This is a genomic window from Motiliproteus sp. MSK22-1, from assembly GCF_001968815.1.
Classification (GTDB): Bacteria; Pseudomonadota; Gammaproteobacteria; order Pseudomonadales; family Balneatricaceae; genus Motiliproteus.
Map to the genome: position 1 here is coordinate 97,831 of NZ_MIEQ01000062.1, position 17,688 is coordinate 115,518.

14 protein-coding genes and 2 CRISPR repeat arrays are annotated in these 17,688 nt (G+C 47.9%); of the genes, 6 read left to right on the forward strand and 8 right to left on the reverse strand.

The window, feature by feature from the left end; genetic code table 11:
• The first annotated feature begins 12 nt into the window (after nucleotides 1-12).
• Together trpC and BGP75_RS19255 are read left to right on the forward strand one after the other, a co-directional pair.
• Complete coding sequence (gene trpC, locus BGP75_RS19250) at nucleotides 13-822, forward strand: indole-3-glycerol phosphate synthase TrpC (RefSeq protein WP_076720513.1); 810 nt, start codon at nucleotides 13-15, stop codon at nucleotides 820-822.
• A 101-nt stretch (nucleotides 823-923) separates the two neighbouring features.
• Nucleotides 924-1,346, forward strand: a complete 423-nt coding sequence (locus tag BGP75_RS19255) for an OsmC family protein (protein ID WP_076720514.1) — start codon at nucleotides 924-926, stop codon at nucleotides 1,344-1,346.
• A 169-nt stretch (nucleotides 1,347-1,515) separates the two neighbouring features.
• On the opposite strand, the gene BGP75_RS19260 is transcribed toward BGP75_RS19255, so the two are convergent.
• Complete coding sequence (locus BGP75_RS19260; RefSeq protein WP_076720515.1) at nucleotides 1,516-2,364, reverse strand: LysR family transcriptional regulator; 849 nt, start codon at nucleotides 2,362-2,364, stop codon at nucleotides 1,516-1,518.
• Between the two features lie 130 nt (nucleotides 2,365-2,494).
• Here BGP75_RS19260 and maoP point away from each other — a divergent pair, with 130 nt between their 5' ends.
• Nucleotides 2,495-2,848 (forward strand): DUF413 domain-containing protein, encoded by a 354-nt coding sequence (gene maoP, locus BGP75_RS19265; RefSeq protein WP_076720516.1) that lies wholly within the window; start codon nucleotides 2,495-2,497, stop codon nucleotides 2,846-2,848.
• Between the two features lie 182 nt (nucleotides 2,849-3,030).
• On the opposite strand, the gene BGP75_RS19270 is transcribed toward maoP, so the two are convergent.
• The 7 genes from BGP75_RS19270 to BGP75_RS19300 all read right to left on the reverse strand — a co-directional run bounded on the left by BGP75_RS19270 (nucleotide 3,031) and on the right by BGP75_RS19300 (nucleotide 10,957).
• Nucleotides 3,031-3,645 carry a gamma-glutamylcyclotransferase family protein gene (locus tag BGP75_RS19270; protein ID WP_076720517.1) on the reverse strand — a complete coding sequence of 205 codons (615 nt, stop codon included), beginning with the start codon at nucleotides 3,643-3,645 and terminating at the stop codon, nucleotides 3,031-3,033.
• Nucleotides 3,646-3,653: 8 nt separating this feature from the next.
• Entirely contained in the window at nucleotides 3,654-4,190 is a 537-nt protein-coding gene (locus tag BGP75_RS19275; RefSeq protein WP_076720518.1) for a hypothetical protein, read from the reverse strand.
• A gap of 384 nt (nucleotides 4,191-4,574) precedes the next feature.
• Entirely contained in the window at nucleotides 4,575-5,909 is a 1,335-nt protein-coding gene (gene astB, locus BGP75_RS19280; protein ID WP_076720520.1) for an N-succinylarginine dihydrolase, read from the reverse strand.
• Between the two features lie 62 nt (nucleotides 5,910-5,971).
• Complete coding sequence (astD, locus tag BGP75_RS19285; RefSeq protein ID WP_076720521.1) at nucleotides 5,972-7,495, reverse strand: succinylglutamate-semialdehyde dehydrogenase; 1,524 nt, start codon at nucleotides 7,493-7,495, stop codon at nucleotides 5,972-5,974.
• A gap of 2 nt (nucleotides 7,496-7,497) precedes the next feature.
• Nucleotides 7,498-8,523, reverse strand: a complete 1,026-nt coding sequence (astA, locus tag BGP75_RS19290) for an arginine N-succinyltransferase (protein ID WP_076720522.1) — start codon at nucleotides 8,521-8,523, stop codon at nucleotides 7,498-7,500.
• Nucleotides 8,524-8,632: 109 nt separating this feature from the next.
• Nucleotides 8,633-9,679, reverse strand: coding sequence for an arginine N-succinyltransferase (gene astA, locus BGP75_RS19295; protein WP_076720524.1), 1,047 nt, complete (start codon nucleotides 9,677-9,679; stop codon nucleotides 8,633-8,635).
• 9 nt (nucleotides 9,680-9,688) lie between these two features.
• The gene (locus BGP75_RS19300) at nucleotides 9,689-10,957 is read right to left on the reverse strand and encodes a hydrolase (RefSeq protein ID WP_076720525.1); all 1,269 of its coding nucleotides are present in this window, start codon (nucleotides 10,955-10,957) and stop codon (nucleotides 9,689-9,691) included.
• Between the two features lie 329 nt (nucleotides 10,958-11,286).
• Nucleotides 11,287-11,804: a CRISPR direct-repeat array (repeat unit 29 nt; unit sequence GTGTTCCCCACAGACGTGGGGATGAACCG).
• 685 nt (nucleotides 11,805-12,489) lie between these two features.
• Nucleotides 12,490-12,762: direct repeats of the CRISPR family, unit length 29 nt.
• Between the two features lie 660 nt (nucleotides 12,763-13,422).
• Here BGP75_RS19300 and BGP75_RS19305 point away from each other — a divergent pair.
• From BGP75_RS19305 to BGP75_RS27265, 3 genes are all read left to right on the forward strand, one after another.
• Nucleotides 13,423-13,950, forward strand: coding sequence for a hypothetical protein (locus tag BGP75_RS19305; protein ID WP_076720526.1), 528 nt, complete (start codon nucleotides 13,423-13,425; stop codon nucleotides 13,948-13,950).
• Nucleotides 13,951-14,446: 496 nt separating this feature from the next.
• Complete coding sequence (locus BGP75_RS19310; RefSeq protein ID WP_076720528.1) at nucleotides 14,447-17,131, forward strand: CRISPR-associated helicase/endonuclease Cas3; 2,685 nt, start codon at nucleotides 14,447-14,449, stop codon at nucleotides 17,129-17,131.
• 218 nt (nucleotides 17,132-17,349) lie between these two features.
• Nucleotides 17,350-17,541 carry a DUF3800 domain-containing protein gene (locus tag BGP75_RS27265; protein ID WP_076720529.1) on the forward strand — a complete coding sequence of 64 codons (192 nt, stop codon included), beginning with the start codon at nucleotides 17,350-17,352 and terminating at the stop codon, nucleotides 17,539-17,541.
• Nucleotides 17,542-17,688: the final 147 nt, after the last annotated feature.

Genomic DNA, 17,688 nt, shown 5'->3' on the forward strand with positions numbered 1-17,688 from the left:
AGCGGTAGATAAATGATGAATACTCCGACCATATTATTAAAGATACTTGAGCGCAAAAAAGAAGAAGTGGTTGCCAATCTGGCCCAGACCTCTTTGCAGACCCTAAAAGAGCAAATTGAAGCGAATCTTTACAATGAATGGGCTCCTCGTGGTTTTGTTGCTTCTATGGAAGCAGCCCTTAAAGAAGGACACTCAGCGGTAATTGCAGAAGCTAAAAAGGCATCGCCCAGTAAAGGAGTGATTCGTGAAGATTTTAATCCGGCTCAGATTGCCCGGAGTTATGAACAAGGTGGTGCCTGCTGTCTCTCTGTCTTAACCGACGTGGATTTCTTTCAGGGTAGCAATGAGTACTTGCGACAGGCTCGTTCTGCCTGCAGCTTACCCGTGATCCGAAAAGATTTTATTATCGATCCATATCAGGTTTATGAAGCACGGGCCATGGGGGCGGATTGTATTTTGTTGATAGCGGCTGCACTTGAAGATGCACCAATGCGTCAACTGCATGATCTGGCTCGCAGTCTGCGCATGGATGTGTTGATTGAAGTGCACGATGAAGAAGAGCTTCATCGTGCTTTAAAACTCGACACTCGTTTGATCGGTATTAACAATCGTAACTTACATACCTTTGAAGTGAGTCTGGAAAACACTTTCCAGCTGTTGGATCAGATCCCTGAGGAACGTATCCTGGTGACTGAGAGTGGTATTGTCAGTAAGGATGATATTGCCCTGATGCGAGAGAAAAACGTCAACGCTTTTCTGGTGGGCGAGGCATTTATGCGTGCCGATAATCCAGGTCAGCAGCTGAAGGCATTGTTTGAGTAGATGAGCAGGCTTTCTTATTCTATCTGCACTTAAATTGTCGAATCAGGACTGAATTCAGCGTCTCGAGTTTATCTGCGTTTAACCAAGAGTAGTAATCCAGTATGAAAGTATCTGTAAAGTGGGGCGGCGACGCCAAATTTGTTGGTGAAACCGGTTCCGGGCACCAGTTAACAATGGATGGCCCTCCCGATCATGGTGGCAAAGACCAGGGACCTCGTCCAATGGAAACGCTGCTACTGGGCCTGGGAGGCTGCACCAGCTTTGACGTGATGTCTATTCTGAAAAAGACCCGTCAGGATGTGGTTGACTGCGTTGCTCAGATTGAAGCAGAACGAGCTGATGCCGTACCCGCTGTTTTCACTAAGATCCACATTCACTTTGTAGTTCAGGGCCGCGGATTAAAAGAAGCTCATGTCAAGCGTGCAGTGAATCTGTCGGCAGAACAATACTGTTCCGCGTCAATCATGCTGCAAAAAGGAGGTGTAGAGATTACACACGGCTATGAGATTGTTGAAGTCGAGTAGTTATTTATTCAAGCGACTCTTAGCTGTTACTTTGATGACAGCGTAAGAGTTGCCTGGACTTTCGTTAAAGCCAGAGCCTGGACTGCGACCAAGTCTTCAGCCTGGGTAAGTTATCAGCTTGGCAATAAAATCCCGTTATTCTACTTCCCTTCTTTGTTGAGATGTTTTTTTACAGATCTGTTTCCTGCAAAATACTGATAATTGCTTCTATAGATTCGACTCTCTCATTGTCGTGTATATAGGCAGCAAATACCTCCCGGCCAACGGGAGGTATGCCTTCGACTTCATAGAGTTCAGCTGTTGATACAAAAGGAGATACCAGCTTTTCCGGTAAAAAGGCAGCGCCTCCACGTTTTAATATAAATTCCAGTGCGATTTGTGTCTGGCTGGTATGCAATATCGGTGCGATGGGGGTTGAGAACAACTTGGCATGCTGAATGTTAAAAGCGGTTCCCCAGTCGAGAAACACATAGCCTAGAGTGGCGATGTCGTTGATATGTGCGCCGGCCTGATTGCTCATCATCTTGAGTGACAGCTGACCAACAGGAACTGTCTTTATTTCGGAAATTTTGGGTGGATCAAACACGGCGATAAGATCTGTGCGTCCCTGAAGTAGTGCACGGGTCAGTAACACCTGGCTGTTGACGTCGGTGCGGATTGATAATCCTGGATTGGCCTTTACTATTTCAGGTAACAGGGGTTGCAGAAAGGTATCCCAGATATTTGAGGTGCCGCCCAGGGTCAACTGTAACTGTTGTGACTCAGGCACTCCAACATCCTGCAATGCCATCTGCCAGGAAGTCAGAATCGTCTCTGCATAGGGTTGTAAGCGCTCCCCCGCAGGCGTCAACATTATGTTATTGCGCTGACGATCAAACAGCTGCACTCCAACCAAGGATTCTAATTGACGTATCCGGAAACTGACGGCTGACTGAGTTAAGAACAGGTTTTCTGATGCCCTGCCAAAATGACGAGTCTTCGAGACCTCTAAGAATGTACGTAATAGCTCTGTATCCACGGCTCATCTCATTAAATTTTATTTATCGACAAGATAAAAAAGCTTCGTTTTACTCACTGGGATGCTTCAACCATAATTCAGCAAGGTGTGCGATGTCACAAGTGTTTTTCCCCCAATCTGGACGCTTTGTATGGCTCATGAAGATGTAGATACGGTCAGTTTCAAAACAGACCGAAATTTCTATGACGATGAACATTTCCCTTACGGTTTTGACCGTAGCGGGGAGTTTACTCTTAATCAAGCGCAACTGCTGACTAAGCATGGCCATGCATACAAGGCCCTGGCTTTTGGTGAGCGCGAACCTGTAACTGAAGCAGAGCAGCAATTTGTAAACTTCTGCCTAAGTGGAGAAAAAGCAGAAAGTATTCACGAAAAAACATGGAAGCGATACACAGATAACTGCAATACTGCTTTTATCTACCATTCTGTCGCACTCAGCCGGCAGTCCGATTATATGGATGATTATCCGCTAGATACGGATTAATTTTTGGCTCAAAGGGCGGGGAAAGCAAGCCTCGTCCTTAGCTGAGCTGGAATGAGGTCCCTTCCTCGTTCCTTATCCATTGACGGACCGCACAAACAAGGCTTTTTGCCTTGTTGATCATCCTGCTATTATCGATAGGTTGATAGTAATGACGGGGTATCTATTTATACATAGCGCTGTATCTATACGTTGAGGTTCCAGCCCAGCAGAGTGCCTTCACTCAACTCTGGAAGCTTCTGGCGCTGACTATAATTCAGAATAGCCTGTAAGAGTGCTTGCTGTCGGTTTGCACGTTCCATATCCTCGTCGGCTAGAACCCTAAGTTGATTCAACTGTTGCTGATACACTGCTGGAAATTTTAAGTAGTCACTGCCTGCCACAACTAATGCCTGATACCAATCAAATGGCTTCAGCGCATCGTCAATATTCTCGGATTTGGCCTGGTAGCTATAGGCTAACCGGCGTTGACCATCTAGCTCTATTTCTAAGATAACTCGTTCATAGCCTCCTTCTAATATGTCTAATTGTTGAATTTCATTATCTCCCAGCTGATACAAGGCGCCAAAGCACAAATGCTTGATCTTCTGTTCGCTATTGTTTGCCGGTTGAGTGGGGCTGCTGGGAAATATCAGATTACATTTACCGGTGCCATCCTGGCCCCGTTTATGAAATCTCAGCTGGCAGCCATTTAATTGAATCGTTGCTGTTAATTGGCTTTTCGGTAGCCGAGTAGAAAGCCTCAATGGGTGTAAGTTGGAGCCATAGGCCAAGTATAAGGGGATATTGTTAACGGCCATTGTGACAATTAACTGTGCTGATAAAAAGGGCTGTGATGTTCACTATAGCCATTATGCTCTTTGATAGACTGATGCTCTCGATCGGTCTGAGTCCTTGGATAACTGCGATCACCTTTATGGCTATGGTAGCCCCTGTAATAGCCACGCATTATCCAGATTAGTATCCCGCTAATGGCCAGTAGTGCAGTGGCCATGAGCATCAGGTCAAGGTAAATAACCTGAGAAGAGTAGCGATAGCAGAGCCCGCTTACAAGCAGGTAAGCAAAGGGCAGAGCTTCGTAGATGGGGGTAGGGAGACCTTTGGGCTCCTGATAGTAAGCTAAAGCCTGATCCAGAGGTTTAAGGTGGTTACGGTAGCAGGCGGCGGGACTGTGGCGACTATACTGCCCTCTGTAGATTGCCCGCACAATCCATATTATGGCACCGGCACTGTATAACAGTAGCGCAGAAACAAAGAGTAGCAGTGAAGGGGCCTCCAGTATCAGTAGTAAACCAGTGACCACATAGGCATAGGGCTGGGCTTCATAGACAGGCTTGGGAATCATCGCGCAGACTACCTCACTCTACCGTACTTCTCTGGATCTTTTCGAAAGTCCGATGGAAAAATATCGGGCTTAGGAACAAACTCCTTAGTAGGGCTTTTTCTAACCGGACTTATAGTTAAGCAGCCGGGAGAAAAATCTTCCAGCAGAAAAGTGGCGCTAGTTGCCGCCGATTTTTCTCCAGGCCAGATGTTCTCTGAGTTGCTCCACTGTAAATAATTTTCTGCAACGATATCCCCTGCTGTTAGCTGATAGCGAGCGGTTGAAGGGCGTATCTGGTAGTAAAAATAAGCTTTAGAAAGTGGTTAAGCTACTTATAAAAAATAGAAATAATCAGAGAAGTGCAGAGCCCAGTCTGAGATACACCGGGCTTTTCAAGATCAGCATTTAGCGCTGGAAGGGATAAACAGTGCCGAGTTGCAGAATCTGTGTCAGTTCGTCCAGGGCACTTCGTGATTCCATCAGTAGCTGTGGATCTGCCAGGTCATTTTCTGATAGTTGATCACGGTAGTGTTTCTCAATCCACTGGTCCAATTGCTGATAGAGCTGATCATTAATCAGAGTTGAAGGATTAACAGCTTTTAGCTCTTCTTCTGTTAATACGATCCGCAGTCGCAGACAAGCAGGGCCGCCGCCGTTGCGCATGCTTTGCTTCAAGTCCATTACTTCAAAACCGCCAATGGGGTTATCGGTGGCAACGACCTCTTCAAGGTAACTTCTTACGGCCGAGTTTTGTTGGCATTCTTCCGGTACCAGCAAGGTCATATGGTCGTCAGTGATATTCAGTAGCTGGCTGTTAAATAAATAGCTGCCTACCACATCGTTGACACTGAGCCGGTCGCTGGCCACTTCTACCACGTGAAAATCACCATCAAAAGCCCGTTTCAGATCATTGTAGAGTTTGTCCTTGTTCAGGTAGGCCTGTTCGTGACAGAACAAAAGATTGCGATTCCCAACGCCGATAACGTCATTGTGGAAGACTCCCTGATCAATGACATCAGGATTCTGTTGTGCGTAGATTACATCCTGGCTGTTGAGGCGATGGCTACGAGCAATAGACTCTGAGGCTTCGAACGTGTGCCGGGCAGGGAACTTGATGGGTTTTGGTTTGCTGTCGTCAAAGGCATAACGACCAAAGACAAACATTTCGATACCGAAATCACCGTAGTCTTTGCAGAATCGGGTGTGGTTGGCTGCTCCCTCATCACCAAAGTGCTCAACACCGGGCAGCGCCTGATGATGAACAAAATAACGATGGTCCGGGAAGCTGGCCTTGAGGATGCGCCCGGTTACATCATGCTCAATAGAGCGATGGAACTTGTTGGTCAGGTTTGCCGGGGTAAAGTGTACCCGCCGATCAAGGGTGTCTGCACTGGGAGAAACCGTTGCAGCGTTGGCTGTCCACATACTTGAGGCCGAGCAGCAGGCTGCCAGTACACGAGGCATCTGCTGCGCAGCCTGGGCTAGAACCTGCGCATCGCTCCCCGAGAAACCCAGGCGACGAAGAGTATGAATATCAGGACGTTCCTGAGGTGCCAGTACACCCTGAACCAGGCCAAGATCGGCCAGTTTTTTCATCTTCGCCAAGCCTTGTTTGGCGGCAAGTTTAGGGTTGGAGGTAGCAGCCTGATTGCGGGAAGAGGCGATATTGCCGAAGGATAGACCGCTGTAGTTATGGGTTGGCCCGACCAGACCGTCAAAATTCGCTTCAAATGCTCTCATGATGTTACCTCTATACGGAAGAACCGGGTTCTCCCGCTCAATAATTATTATTTAACGGCCTTTTAGATGGTGAGTCCGGGGGCGAAACTTGCGGGCAACTCAACCTGGTCAGCCTCAATACCGGAGACCGGGAATGCACAGTAGTCCGCTGCGTAATAGGCGCTGGCCCGATGGTTTCCGCTGGCACCGATACCACCAAACGGCGCTGCACTGCTGGCACCGGTAATCTGACGGTTCCAGTTAACGATACCGGCACGAATCTGGCGGTAGAAGGTTTCGTACTTGTCCCGATTGTCGCTGAGCAATCCGGCAGACAGACCATAGCTGGTGCGGTTGGCCAGCTCGATGGCCTGTTCGAAATCATCGTAACGGACGAGTTGCAGCAGCGGACCGAAATACTCTTCATCCGGCAGCTCTTCGATCTGGGTTACGTCAATCAATCCGGGCGTAACCAGACCCGTGCCGGTTTCCAGCTTGCGTAACTCTGTCAGGCTATTTCCACCGAGTTCCACGAGCCTGGCTTGAGCGGCGACCATTCCGTCAGCAGCCTGTTCCGAGATCAGTGAGCCCATAAAGGGTTGATCCTGATCGTCACTGCGACCAACTTTGATAAGCTTCACTGCGCTGACCAGAGCAGCGACAAACTCATCGCCTGCTTCAGTGTTGGGTACATAGAGGCGACGGGCGCAGGTGCAACGCTGACCGGAGGTAATGTAGGCTGACTGAATGGTATCGTGGACAGCCGCTTTGATATTGGCGACCTCGTCAACGATCAGTGGATTGTTACCACCCATTTCCAGCGCCAGAATTTTACCCGGGTGCCCTGCGAACTGTTCGTGTAACAGGTGGCCGGTACGGGAGCTGCCTGTAAAGAACAATCCATCCAGCTCAGGATCTGAAGCCAGTGCCATGCCAGTCTCTTTTTCTCCCTGAACCAGATTAAGGACACCCTTAGGCAGACCTGCCTGTTGCCAAAGCTGCATAACCGCTTCAGAAACCATTGGCGTCAGTTCGCTTGGCTTTAACACGACGGTGTTGCCTGCCAGCAACGCTGGAATTATATGTCCGTTGGGGAGATGACCTGGAAAGTTATAGGGACCAAATACGGCAACAACTCCATGGGGCTTGTGGCGTAAAACAGCCCGGGCGCTGCCCATTTCAGATTCCCGCTCACCGGTTCGCTCCTGATGGGCTGTTATGGAAATTTCAACCTTGCCAATCATTGCACCAGCTTCGGTAATGGTTTCCCACTGCGGTTTACCGGTTTCCAGCGAGATGATCCGTGCAATTTCCTCTTTGGCATTAGTCAGACACTCGCCAAACTTGCGGATTAATGCAATTCGCTCGTCTATGGAGGTTTCCGACCAGCCCTTAAAGGCTTTACGGGCTGCTTTAACCGCTGACTTGACCTGATCGGCGTCTGCGCTATGTCCCTGCCAGACGGGTATGGCCGTGCTGCTGTTGAGGGCCGGATTCATTGATGCGAATGACTTGCCGTTACCTGCAAGCCACTGACCGTCGATAAACAGGGTATCAGATGGCGCCTTATCAGCTGATGTAATGTTACTCGGTACAGTGCCAAACATAATCAGAATCTCCTTTGTGCAGACAGGGGCACAATACGTAAGGTATCCCCGGCTTTAACGTTGAGTGCCTCGGCAATCGCCGGGGTGATAGATACAATATGGTTGCCTTCAAGCGTCACGGGGCTCATGCAACAGCGGAAGTCGTTAAAGCCAGTGGTGGAGATCAGGTAGAGTTCTCCGCTGCCAACCTGATCATCCACATGTGCTTTAACGTAACGACTCTCGCGAATAGCCCTTACATCCTTAACAGGGGCTTCCAGCAGCGGTCCCCCATCGAAGATATCTACATAGCCGGTATAACGCAGGCCTTCTCCTTCCAGTAGTTTACGGGCCGGGGTGGTATTGTCATGAGTCTGACCGATAACCTCCTGGGCCGACTCGGGCAACAGGTTGGTGTAAATTGTGTGCTTGGGCATCAACTCGGCAATAAATACTTTATTTGTCGATGAGCGGCGATCAGCATGGGCAAAGTCTATGGAGAAAAAATGCCGCCCCAACCCTTCCCAAAACGGTGAAACGCCATTTTCATCCGAGTAGCCGCGCATTTCGGCTATCAGACCGTCATTAAAGCGCTGGGGGAATTCCGCCATAAACATAAAGCGGGATTTGGACAGCAGAGAGCCATTCTTGCTGTGACGGAAATCCGGATCCAGAAACAGGGTACAGAGTTCAGAAAAACCAGTGTGATCATTGCTGATAGACAGGGTGCTTATACGGTTATAAACGTTTAGTTCCCGCGATGCCTGGACCAGAGTACCGACCCGGTAGTTATACCAGGGGTCCTGCAGACCTACCGCAGATTCAATTGCACTAATGCCGACGACCTGTTGGCTTTCAGTATCTTCCATCACAAATAAATAGAGGGCTTCTTCCGGTGTCTCTTCACCAAAAGCGGCCATGGCTGCATCCAGCTTGCCACGAACCTGCTGTTCGTCGTCCTGCAGAGACGTAAATCCGGTGCCCGTTTTTCGGGATAGCTCTCTAAGCGCATCCCAGTCATCGGCCTGTATCGGTCTAACTACCATCATTGTCTGTCTTCTGCCTCATGTTTAATCGGTGGATAACTGCTTGATCTCAGTGTTCTGAACGAGCAAGCTCCCAATCATGTTTTATCTTTTACGTGTCCCGTGATCTCAACTACTTGTGACCCAACTCTCTGGGATCAAGTGCTAAGAGACGAACCTGATCGCTATCTGTAACCAATAACTGCGCTGCCTGCTCGGGAGAAAGTTGTGGATCTTTCGGGTCCAGTTGCAGCATCAGGCAGCGGTAATCCAGTAGTTTGGTGTTGCTGATCATGATCCAGGGCCGGTTGTTGTCAGTGTCTTTTGCCCCAGTGGCGGCTATGCGGACCTGCGTTAAGCGGCTGTCGGATATGGAACGGATATCTTCTGTCCGGGCTTCAATAGTTGGCCCCCCATCAAAGATGTCAACATAACCCCGATACTTGAATCCCTCGCTTTCCAGCAGGCACATAATGTCTTCCACGTCAGGACGGGGCTGACCCAGGGCTCTTTGAGCTTCTTCACTCAACAGCGGTACATATACGGGGTAATGAGGCATTAAATCAGCGACAAAACTCTTTGAATTAATCCCGGTCAGATAGTTTGCCTTGGCAAAGTCCATACTGAAGAAGTGTTTGCCAAGACATTCCCAGAAAGGAGAACGGTTATCTTCATCCACCGGGCCTTGCAGTTCCGCCAGTGTGCGGGGAGAAAATCGTTCTGGGTTCTGGGCCATAAACAACATTCGCGCCCGGGAAAGCAGGTGAAGGTTCTCCAGACTGCGCCAGTCTTTATCCAAAAATAGCGTGCAGAAGCGTGAAGCACCGGTGTAGTCCTGACAAAGATGCAAGGCAGGGATACGGTTGTGGATCTGCATTTCTGCTGACGCATGGACCACTTCATCAATACGGTAACTATAAAACGGCGAGCCTAGCCCTACAGCTGCATCAATACCGGAAACACCCACAATTCGGTTGCTGTCTGTATCTTCGAGAACAAAGTGATAGCTCTCCTGTTCACCGCGTTCGACCTCTTTGCGCAGGGACTGCTGAGTCTGACCGATCAGCTCACTCAGGTGATCCCGATTAGCGGGCAGAGTTGTCATGCTGCCACCGGAGACAACGGCCAATCGTTCCAGATCCTGAATGTCAGCGTAATTGAGGGGGCGAAATATCAGCATGTTTGCTCCTTAAAGGCGATCTTGCTCGGTAAGATCATTTTCACTGGCGACGTTATTCAGCCAGCTCAGGTCATTACTGGTAGCAAGTTTCATCAATAACAAAGCACTGAGTTTAGCGCGCTCTGTCAGGCTTTGAACCTTTAAATATTCACTACTGCTATGGATGTCCCCGCCTCGTACTCCCAGAGTATCGACATTAGGAATACCCGCTGCGGACAGGTTATTACCATCACAGCAGCCTCCGGTCGGTAACCACTGAAGCGTCATACCGAGATCCTCACCACAATCACGAACCAGCTCTAACAGCTTTTGATTCGCTGGCGTGATGACCTTGGGCTTACGCCCAAAACCGCCGCTGAGCTCCAGTGTGATTCCATCGCGACTGTTAATTTCTTCAGACAGAGTGGATAAATGCTCCAGACACCAATGTTCGTCTTCTGGTCGTTCCAAACGGATATTAAAGCGAGACATGCATCGATCAGGAACAGCGTTCACCGCTCCTCCACCCTGAATAAACCCGGGATTGATCGTTACACCTTCACGCTGGCCATTAAGATCATCCAGAGCACTGATAAAGTCGCTCATAGCCCGGATCGCATTGCGCCCCAGGTGATGTTCACGGCCTGCATGAGCTGATTTGCCGCCAACAACGACACTGAAATTACCGCTGCCTTTACGCGCTCCAGCCAGGTTTCCGTCCGGGAAGCTGGGCTCATAAATCAATCCAAGATGACAGCGCGTTGCCGCTTCTGCAATGAGCGGGGCAGAACCAGGAGAGCCAATCTCCTCATCAGGGTTGAACAGTATTTCCCAGCCAATCTGTTCAGCCCAAGGAGTTCGCTCCAGCGCTCGAAGCGCGTTAAGTAAAACCAGAATGCCACCTTTCAGATCAGTTACTCCGGGGCCGTTAACGGTTTCACCATCGAGCCAGCGGACTTCCTGAAAAGGGTGGTCAATAGCGAAGACCGTATCCAGGTGGGCACAAAAAAAGATCTGTAATGGCGCATCGGGACGTTTACCCAAGCGAATGGCTTTGCCTAACTCCAGATAACGTTTCTCACCGTCATCGCCCACCTGTTCATAAGGTGAGACTTCCAGAGCCTCGACCTCAACATCCAGAGTTTCACGGCAATACTGAGCCAGCACTTCACCCACTCTATTCACACCCGCAGCATTCAGGCTGCCGGAGTTGATATTGGCCAGTTCGATGGTTTTGCTCAGCATTTCTTGATACTGACCATCCAGCCAATCAATCCAAGGGGTGAAATCCGTACTCATGGGGTACCTTCCGTCTCTGTTAGTTATTCTGTCTCTGATAGCTATTCATTATTAAGTAATCAATGATTTTCCGGTAGACAGACACTGTTAATGATGCGACATGGACTTTCAGGTTTCTGACATTGAGATGGAAAGTTGAGTGTTTGAAGCCATTTAGCTGCTTCTGATCGGTACCTTAATAACGACTTTCTTGCAGGCAGAGCCCCAGTTGATCTAGGCTTGATGGCGAATGTCGATCCACATTCCGCCGCTCATTAAAAACGTGGAAAACTGTTGGTAGATTTTGGAAGGCCGTATTTTCTTTTCTAAAACAAATATATAGTTTTAGAGTGTTCCCCACAGACGTGGGGATGAACCGGAAACACGCTGTAGCGATGGGTGCCGGTGCGAGTGTTCCCCACAGACGTGGGGATGAACCGGAGAGTTTGAATGTCTATATCACCTAGCGACTGTGTTCCCCACAGACGTGGGGATGAACCGATTATCCCCATGAAACAGAAGTACCTACTACTGTGTTCCCCACAGACGTGGGGATGAACCGCCTAGCAGGGAATTTCTTAATACAACTTGAATGTGTTCCCCACAGACGTGGGGATGAACCGGTGAATATAAAAAGCACGGACATGATAAGAGTGTGTTCCCCACAGACGTGGGGATGAACCGATGGGTCGAATTGTCAAAATTAACCCTGATGGGTGTTCCCCACAGACGTGGGGATGAACCGCTCCTTTAGTGATGTTCTTGAGAAATTACCGGGTGTTCCCCACAGACGTGGGGATGAACCGGCTCTGATAGAGGATGCCTTCCAGACCAATAAGTGTTCCCCACAGACGTGGGGAGCCCCCTGAATCTGTCCAGCAGACGATGAAAAAGTGAATTTGTAGTGCTTGAGATTCGTCAGCATTGATTGAATGAGACATACAGAACCAAAAAAAAGTCCAAATGTCTAACCTTGTTAAGGGATCTGCGAATAAGTCTTTTCGGCCTTAGAAAGCTCCCAAAGGGGGGCTATATAGGCCATAGAGAGCACAACGAAAATATTTGCTACAGAGTAGAGCAGTTCAATGAGTGATTTAGATCGAATAAAGGATTTCGTAATAACTCAAAAGGAGAGTGTCAGGTATCCCAAAGGGGCTCGGATTATATGTCCAAACTGTAAGAGACAGATCGCGATAGCCAAACGGGATATATTGAAAAAAGAATCCCGTTTTAATAACGAGCCATGGGATGGAATAGAGCCGGGTGATCTTCCAAATTGTTCAGTATGTGACGTTGGGTATGCGCGTTTTGGAAAAATACATACGGATAAAGGATGGTGCTAATGCTGCTCTTCAGGGAGTCGTTGTTGTCATGAAATAGAAGAAGTTAAGTTCTTGCTCAAGAACTGTGCAGGCGCAGGCATAAAGGACCAGGTGGCGCAGAGTGAATTGCGGATGTTAATCGACGCTTTGTTGCTTATTAAAAAGACGGAAACTGTTGGTAGATTTTGGAAGGCTGTATTTTCTTTTCTAAAACAAATATATAGTTTTAGAGTGTTCCCCACAGATGTGGGGATGAACCGCGCTGGTTACGAATGGTGTTCAGTCGCTTCAAGTGTTCCCCACAGATGTGGGGATGAACCGTGACGCTGCCCGTATTTCTCTCTCAAAAAATCGTGTTCCCCACAGATGTGGGGATGAACCGGTTTTTTTGGTTCTTTAATGGAGTTTGGTGTAGTGTTCCCCACAGATGTGGGGATGAACCGGAATGGGGCGCTTGTTCGCGCGCTGCTCTAGAGTGTTCCCCACAGATGTGGGGATAAAGAGATCGTTGACAGTTTTACATGCCCCACCGGTCTGGTGTCTGAGTTGAAAGCGCACCTGAAGAAGCTTGGTGTTCAAGGTTCATCTAAGCAGCTCAATAGGATCTCCAGAGGAATTATTAAAGAACAGCCGGGCCTTAGTAAAAAGAACCCTGTGATTAATAAGGCTGTGATGAATTTTTCGCAGCTTAAGCTAGCGCTGTCGGGGCTGGGCCTTCACCTTTGGGGTGGATCTTCTTCTGGAAAAATATCGGCACAAAGCTGGGAGGCAGAAACTTCAGGTGTTAAATCAAGGGCAGATAATGTTCCAGACCCTTATCCAAAAGCGCTAATAGATCAATTAGCCTCGCGGCCCAGTAAGTCGGGTTCCTTGGTAATTCTTTGTCATGATACGACCAGTAGCGAGGTGGCTGAGGTTATAAGAGATATTAAAGCAATAGAAAAAATGGCCACTCAAAAGAACTGCAAGATTGTTTATCATACTATGTCAATTTTATATAAAGAAGTAACCGGGAAGGTCCCTTAAATAAAGAATAGTCAATGACGGTTATATAATGAAAATAAGGAATATTCCTTTACTGATTTTATGTGCATTATTAAGTGCATGCTCAAGTAGTAGAATAGATCAAATTGATTATTTTCAGCAGTTGACTGGCACATAACTATGCGTTGGCTTGATAGCACTCATCTGCTTTTTAAGAGAGAATATGAAGACGAGCATGCCTGGATTCTATCGACTGAATCAGGAAGTTTTAAAAAAATTCCCCATGTTAATGATTCCCGTCGGCTTTACCCATCACCAACAGGAAAGTATGTGGCTCAACGTTATGAAATTACAGAGCCAGAAATTAAAGGTATCGGCATTATTGAGACCCTCAATGGTTTGACGGCAGCTATAAACTATCCTGTGCTTCCGATGGAGGATGAGAACAAGAACATCAAGTTGATCCGAGAGAGTTTGTTTTGGGTTTCCGACGATCAATTATATTTTGGCAGATTTAATTATGAAACAGAGGAAAATAAATGTGCTGTTTATCGTATCAGCAGTAGGCACTGGGTTTTATTAGACAGATGCTTTGATTTCTTCGACTTTTTGGCCAATGTTAATAAGGTAATTTATTTGGATAATGAATTGTTTTTAGTTCGATCTTCTGATGAGAGGGATGTTTATTCTGAAATTGTCGCCTGGTAAATCGAAAATAAATTTCGTAGAGTTAACTATCCCGCTATAACGACACCACCACCTGAACAGATACAGATTTATTACAATAAAGTACTTAATCGTCCAGTTTTTATTAGTAATTATCGGTTAGATGAAGTTCCTGAGAATAAAAAAATTATGACCTAAAGCAGCACTATGTTTATCGATGGGAAGATGGTTCCTTTGTTGAGTACGTGAATCCTGTTACTGAAGGTGTCCGCTTAGGACCTGTTTACCTGAATAAGCTGGCGCAGCTATCCTCAAATCATGAAATTTGTATCAGTACGATTACAAACAGGTCTCCACCCGAGTGCTACCGCATCCCGGGTACACAATCGTCTCGATAGACAGTCGAACCAGGTAAACAAATGTTTAAAAGAAGATTGTATTATATTGCGCTAATGAAATAAGAACGTTAGGATCAACCACATCCTTTTAGGGGATAAAGACTTGTTGTAGAACTTTTGACGCCAGATCAGGGGCCAGGATGGTTGATCAGCTCTTCTACCGGTATTGGGGCAAAGCGAGCCCGAAAGGTCTCGATACTCCTTCCTATCATCTTCTTCCTTACCATTGTCTGGATGTGGCAGCGGTTGGCTGGCAGCTGCTCAATCCTGAGCAAAAGCGTTGTCAGTCTTTAGCCTCCCAGCTTGGTGTTGATCCACAGTGGCTTCAGCAGTGGTTCAGTTTTTGTCTGGCTATGCATGATATTGGGAAGTTTGCGATTGCTTTTCAGGGGCAGGTGACGGGTCAGACAGACTATCTAGTCAGGCGGGATAATCGTTACGAATATAGTGAGCGACACGATAGCTTGGGCTATGCACTTTGGTGTGAGCTGTTGTGTGAACGTTGGTTGGCAAGGAGCAGCCTAGACTGTTCAGTTCGCTATCTTAAGCCCTGGTTGGAAATTGTAACCGGCCATCATGGTGTTCCACCCAAGAGAGTAGGGCTGCTAGACAACTTTTTTACCGACCAGGATAAGCAGGCGGCAGAGATGTTTATGGAACAGGTATATAGTCTGTTGTTGGCAGAAATAGATTTATCTCCTTTAATCGACAAAATGTTGTATAAGCGTATCAAAGCTCAGTCGTGGCAATTATCCGGTGTCGCGGTGCTGGCAGATTGGCTTGGCTCAGATCAGACTCACTTTTGCTATAGGACTCAGCGAGAGGGGCTTTGTGATTATTGGAAGCAACGAGCATTACCTAATGCTGTTCAGGGGCTGGCCGCATCCTACCAATGTCGGCAATCGGTAGCTCCATTCAACAATGTTCAACAATTATTTCCATTTATCCACCATCTCACACCTTTGCAACAGTACGCCTTGTCAGTGTCATTGCCGAAGCAACCCCAATTATTCATGCTGGAAGATGTGACAGGTGCAGGAAAAACGGAAGCTGCGTTGATACTGTCTCATCGGTTGATGTCTCAGGAACTGGCAGATGGTCTCTATGTGGGACTGCCGACTATGGCGACGGCTAATGCGATGTACCGTCGTTTGGCTAAGGCCTATAGGGCTTTATATGTTGAAGAGGCACTGCCTTCGTTGGTGCTGGCTCACGGTGCTTGTCAGCATAGCAAAGCCTTTACTGATTCTATTGGAATGGTCGGCCAATCTGCGGATAGTTCATATGCAGGTGATGAGCCTAGTGCGAGTGCTTTTTGCTCTGCCTGGTTAGCTGACAATCGTAAGAAGGCGTTGTTGGCGGATGTTGGTGTAGGGACATTAGACCAGGCGTTGCTTGGTGTTCTACCGGCTCGACATCAATCACTACGTATGCTTGGACTAGCGCGTAAGGTGCTGCTTGTTGATGAGGTCCATGCCTATGATAGTTATATGCAAAGCCTGCTGGAAACTTTGATTGAAGCTCAAGCCGGACAAGGTGGGTCAGTGATATTGCTTTCGGCAACTCTCTCTCAATCAATGCGTAGCGGATTGGCAGCTGCATATCAACGAGGGCTATCGCAGCCTGAAAATTCATTAATCAGCCAGGCTTACCCGCTGGCAACTCGCATCAGTGCGGACCGTTTGGATGAGGATTTTGTTGAAACTCGAAAGGAGGTGGCTCGAAAGGTGGCTGTGGAGCGCTTCGATAGCGAACAGGATGCGCTCGATAAGGTAGTAAACGCATCAGCAGAAGGGCATTGTGTCTGTTGGGTTAGAAATACAGTTAACGATGCCCGGCGTGCTTTCGAGCTTTTGGTGCAGGGCGGTCGAATTCCTGCTGAAAAGATAATGCTGTTTCATAGTCGCTTCACTATGCAGGACCGACAGCGGATAGAAAATCGCACTCTGGATCTATTCGGGGAAAATTCCACAGTAGATGAACGCCAAGGCCAGGTGCTCATCGCTACTCAGGTGGTTGAGCAATCACTGGATTTGGATTTTGACCTGATGATCTCTGACTTGGCTCCGATAGATCTGCTGATTCAACGCGCGGGTCGACTTCATCGTCACGTGCGGAACGTACAAGGGCAGCGCTTGAAAGAGAGTTGTACTGATCGACGCGAAGCACCCGTTATGTATATTCTCTCACCGCCACCGGGCATGATCGAAGACGAGAAGTGGCTGGCTCGGTTGTTGCCGGGTACGGCTTACGTTTATCCAAATACCGGCCAATTATGGCTAACCGCTCGATTGTTGGGGAGGAAGCGGGGCATTGCCATGCCTGCTGATGCCCGTGAGCTGATCGAAGGGGTGTACGGTAGTGCCGCTCAATCAGAGATTCCAGACCTGTTGCAAGATGCATCCTTTACCGCACGGGGAGAAGAGCGAACCAAGCGTGGTATGGCCTCACTGAATGTGTTGAAACTGAAAAAGGGTTATTGCCGCCAAGCGGCGGAAGATAACAGTGGTTGGGATGAGGATGTCCGTATCCCCACTCGTTTAACTGAAGACAATGTTGCTGTTGCTCTGGCGATTGCCGCAGACGGCGAATTGCAGCCGTTGGCATTGGGTGAGGAGTACAAGGGAGCCAAGGCCTGGGCCATGAGCACCCTTAATCTCAGCGAAAAGGACTGGCACCAAGCTAGTAAGCGAATACCGAACCAGTGGCAGGCTGCTATAGAGCAGCTAAAGAGTGACAATGTCTGCTTACGTTGGATAGAGGTGTTGCCTCTCTGTGGGGAAAACGCAGATTGTTATAGTTCGGATGGGGGGTGGGATCTATAGCGATTCTTGAGAATAAAGCCTTAATAGAGGCCCCGCCGAAGCGGGGAACAAAGTAGAACTTTATCTATTAGTGGTTCAACCCTTGAAAAAGGGAACGAAGACATATTACCACTTATAATTTTTAATTTGAACATTATCTATTAGCTTTGTATTTTGATTTTTCGTCAATGTGATGATACTCTGTTTTCTATCGCGTCGAAATATGGATAAAAGGAACCATGATTCAATCACCGATAGTAGAGGGCTACAGAACAACGATGAATAATATGGCTCCAGTACTCTATAGTGACTACTTGGTTTTTGTCGATGAAAGTGGTGATCACAGCCTAACCTCTATTGATGAACAGTATCCCGTTTTTGTCCTGTGTTTTTGCATCGTTCGTAAAGATCTTTACTTCGTAAGCGATTGAGGAACCCACCTTGCATTGGGTGGGTTTGTTATTCTAGGGTAGTCGGTTTTCTGTAAACTAGGACTCAGCTAAAGCCAAGGGTAAGTTGGGTTAGCGCAACGTAACCCAACAACAGCTTTTGATCAGGAGGGCTGATCGTTCCAGGGT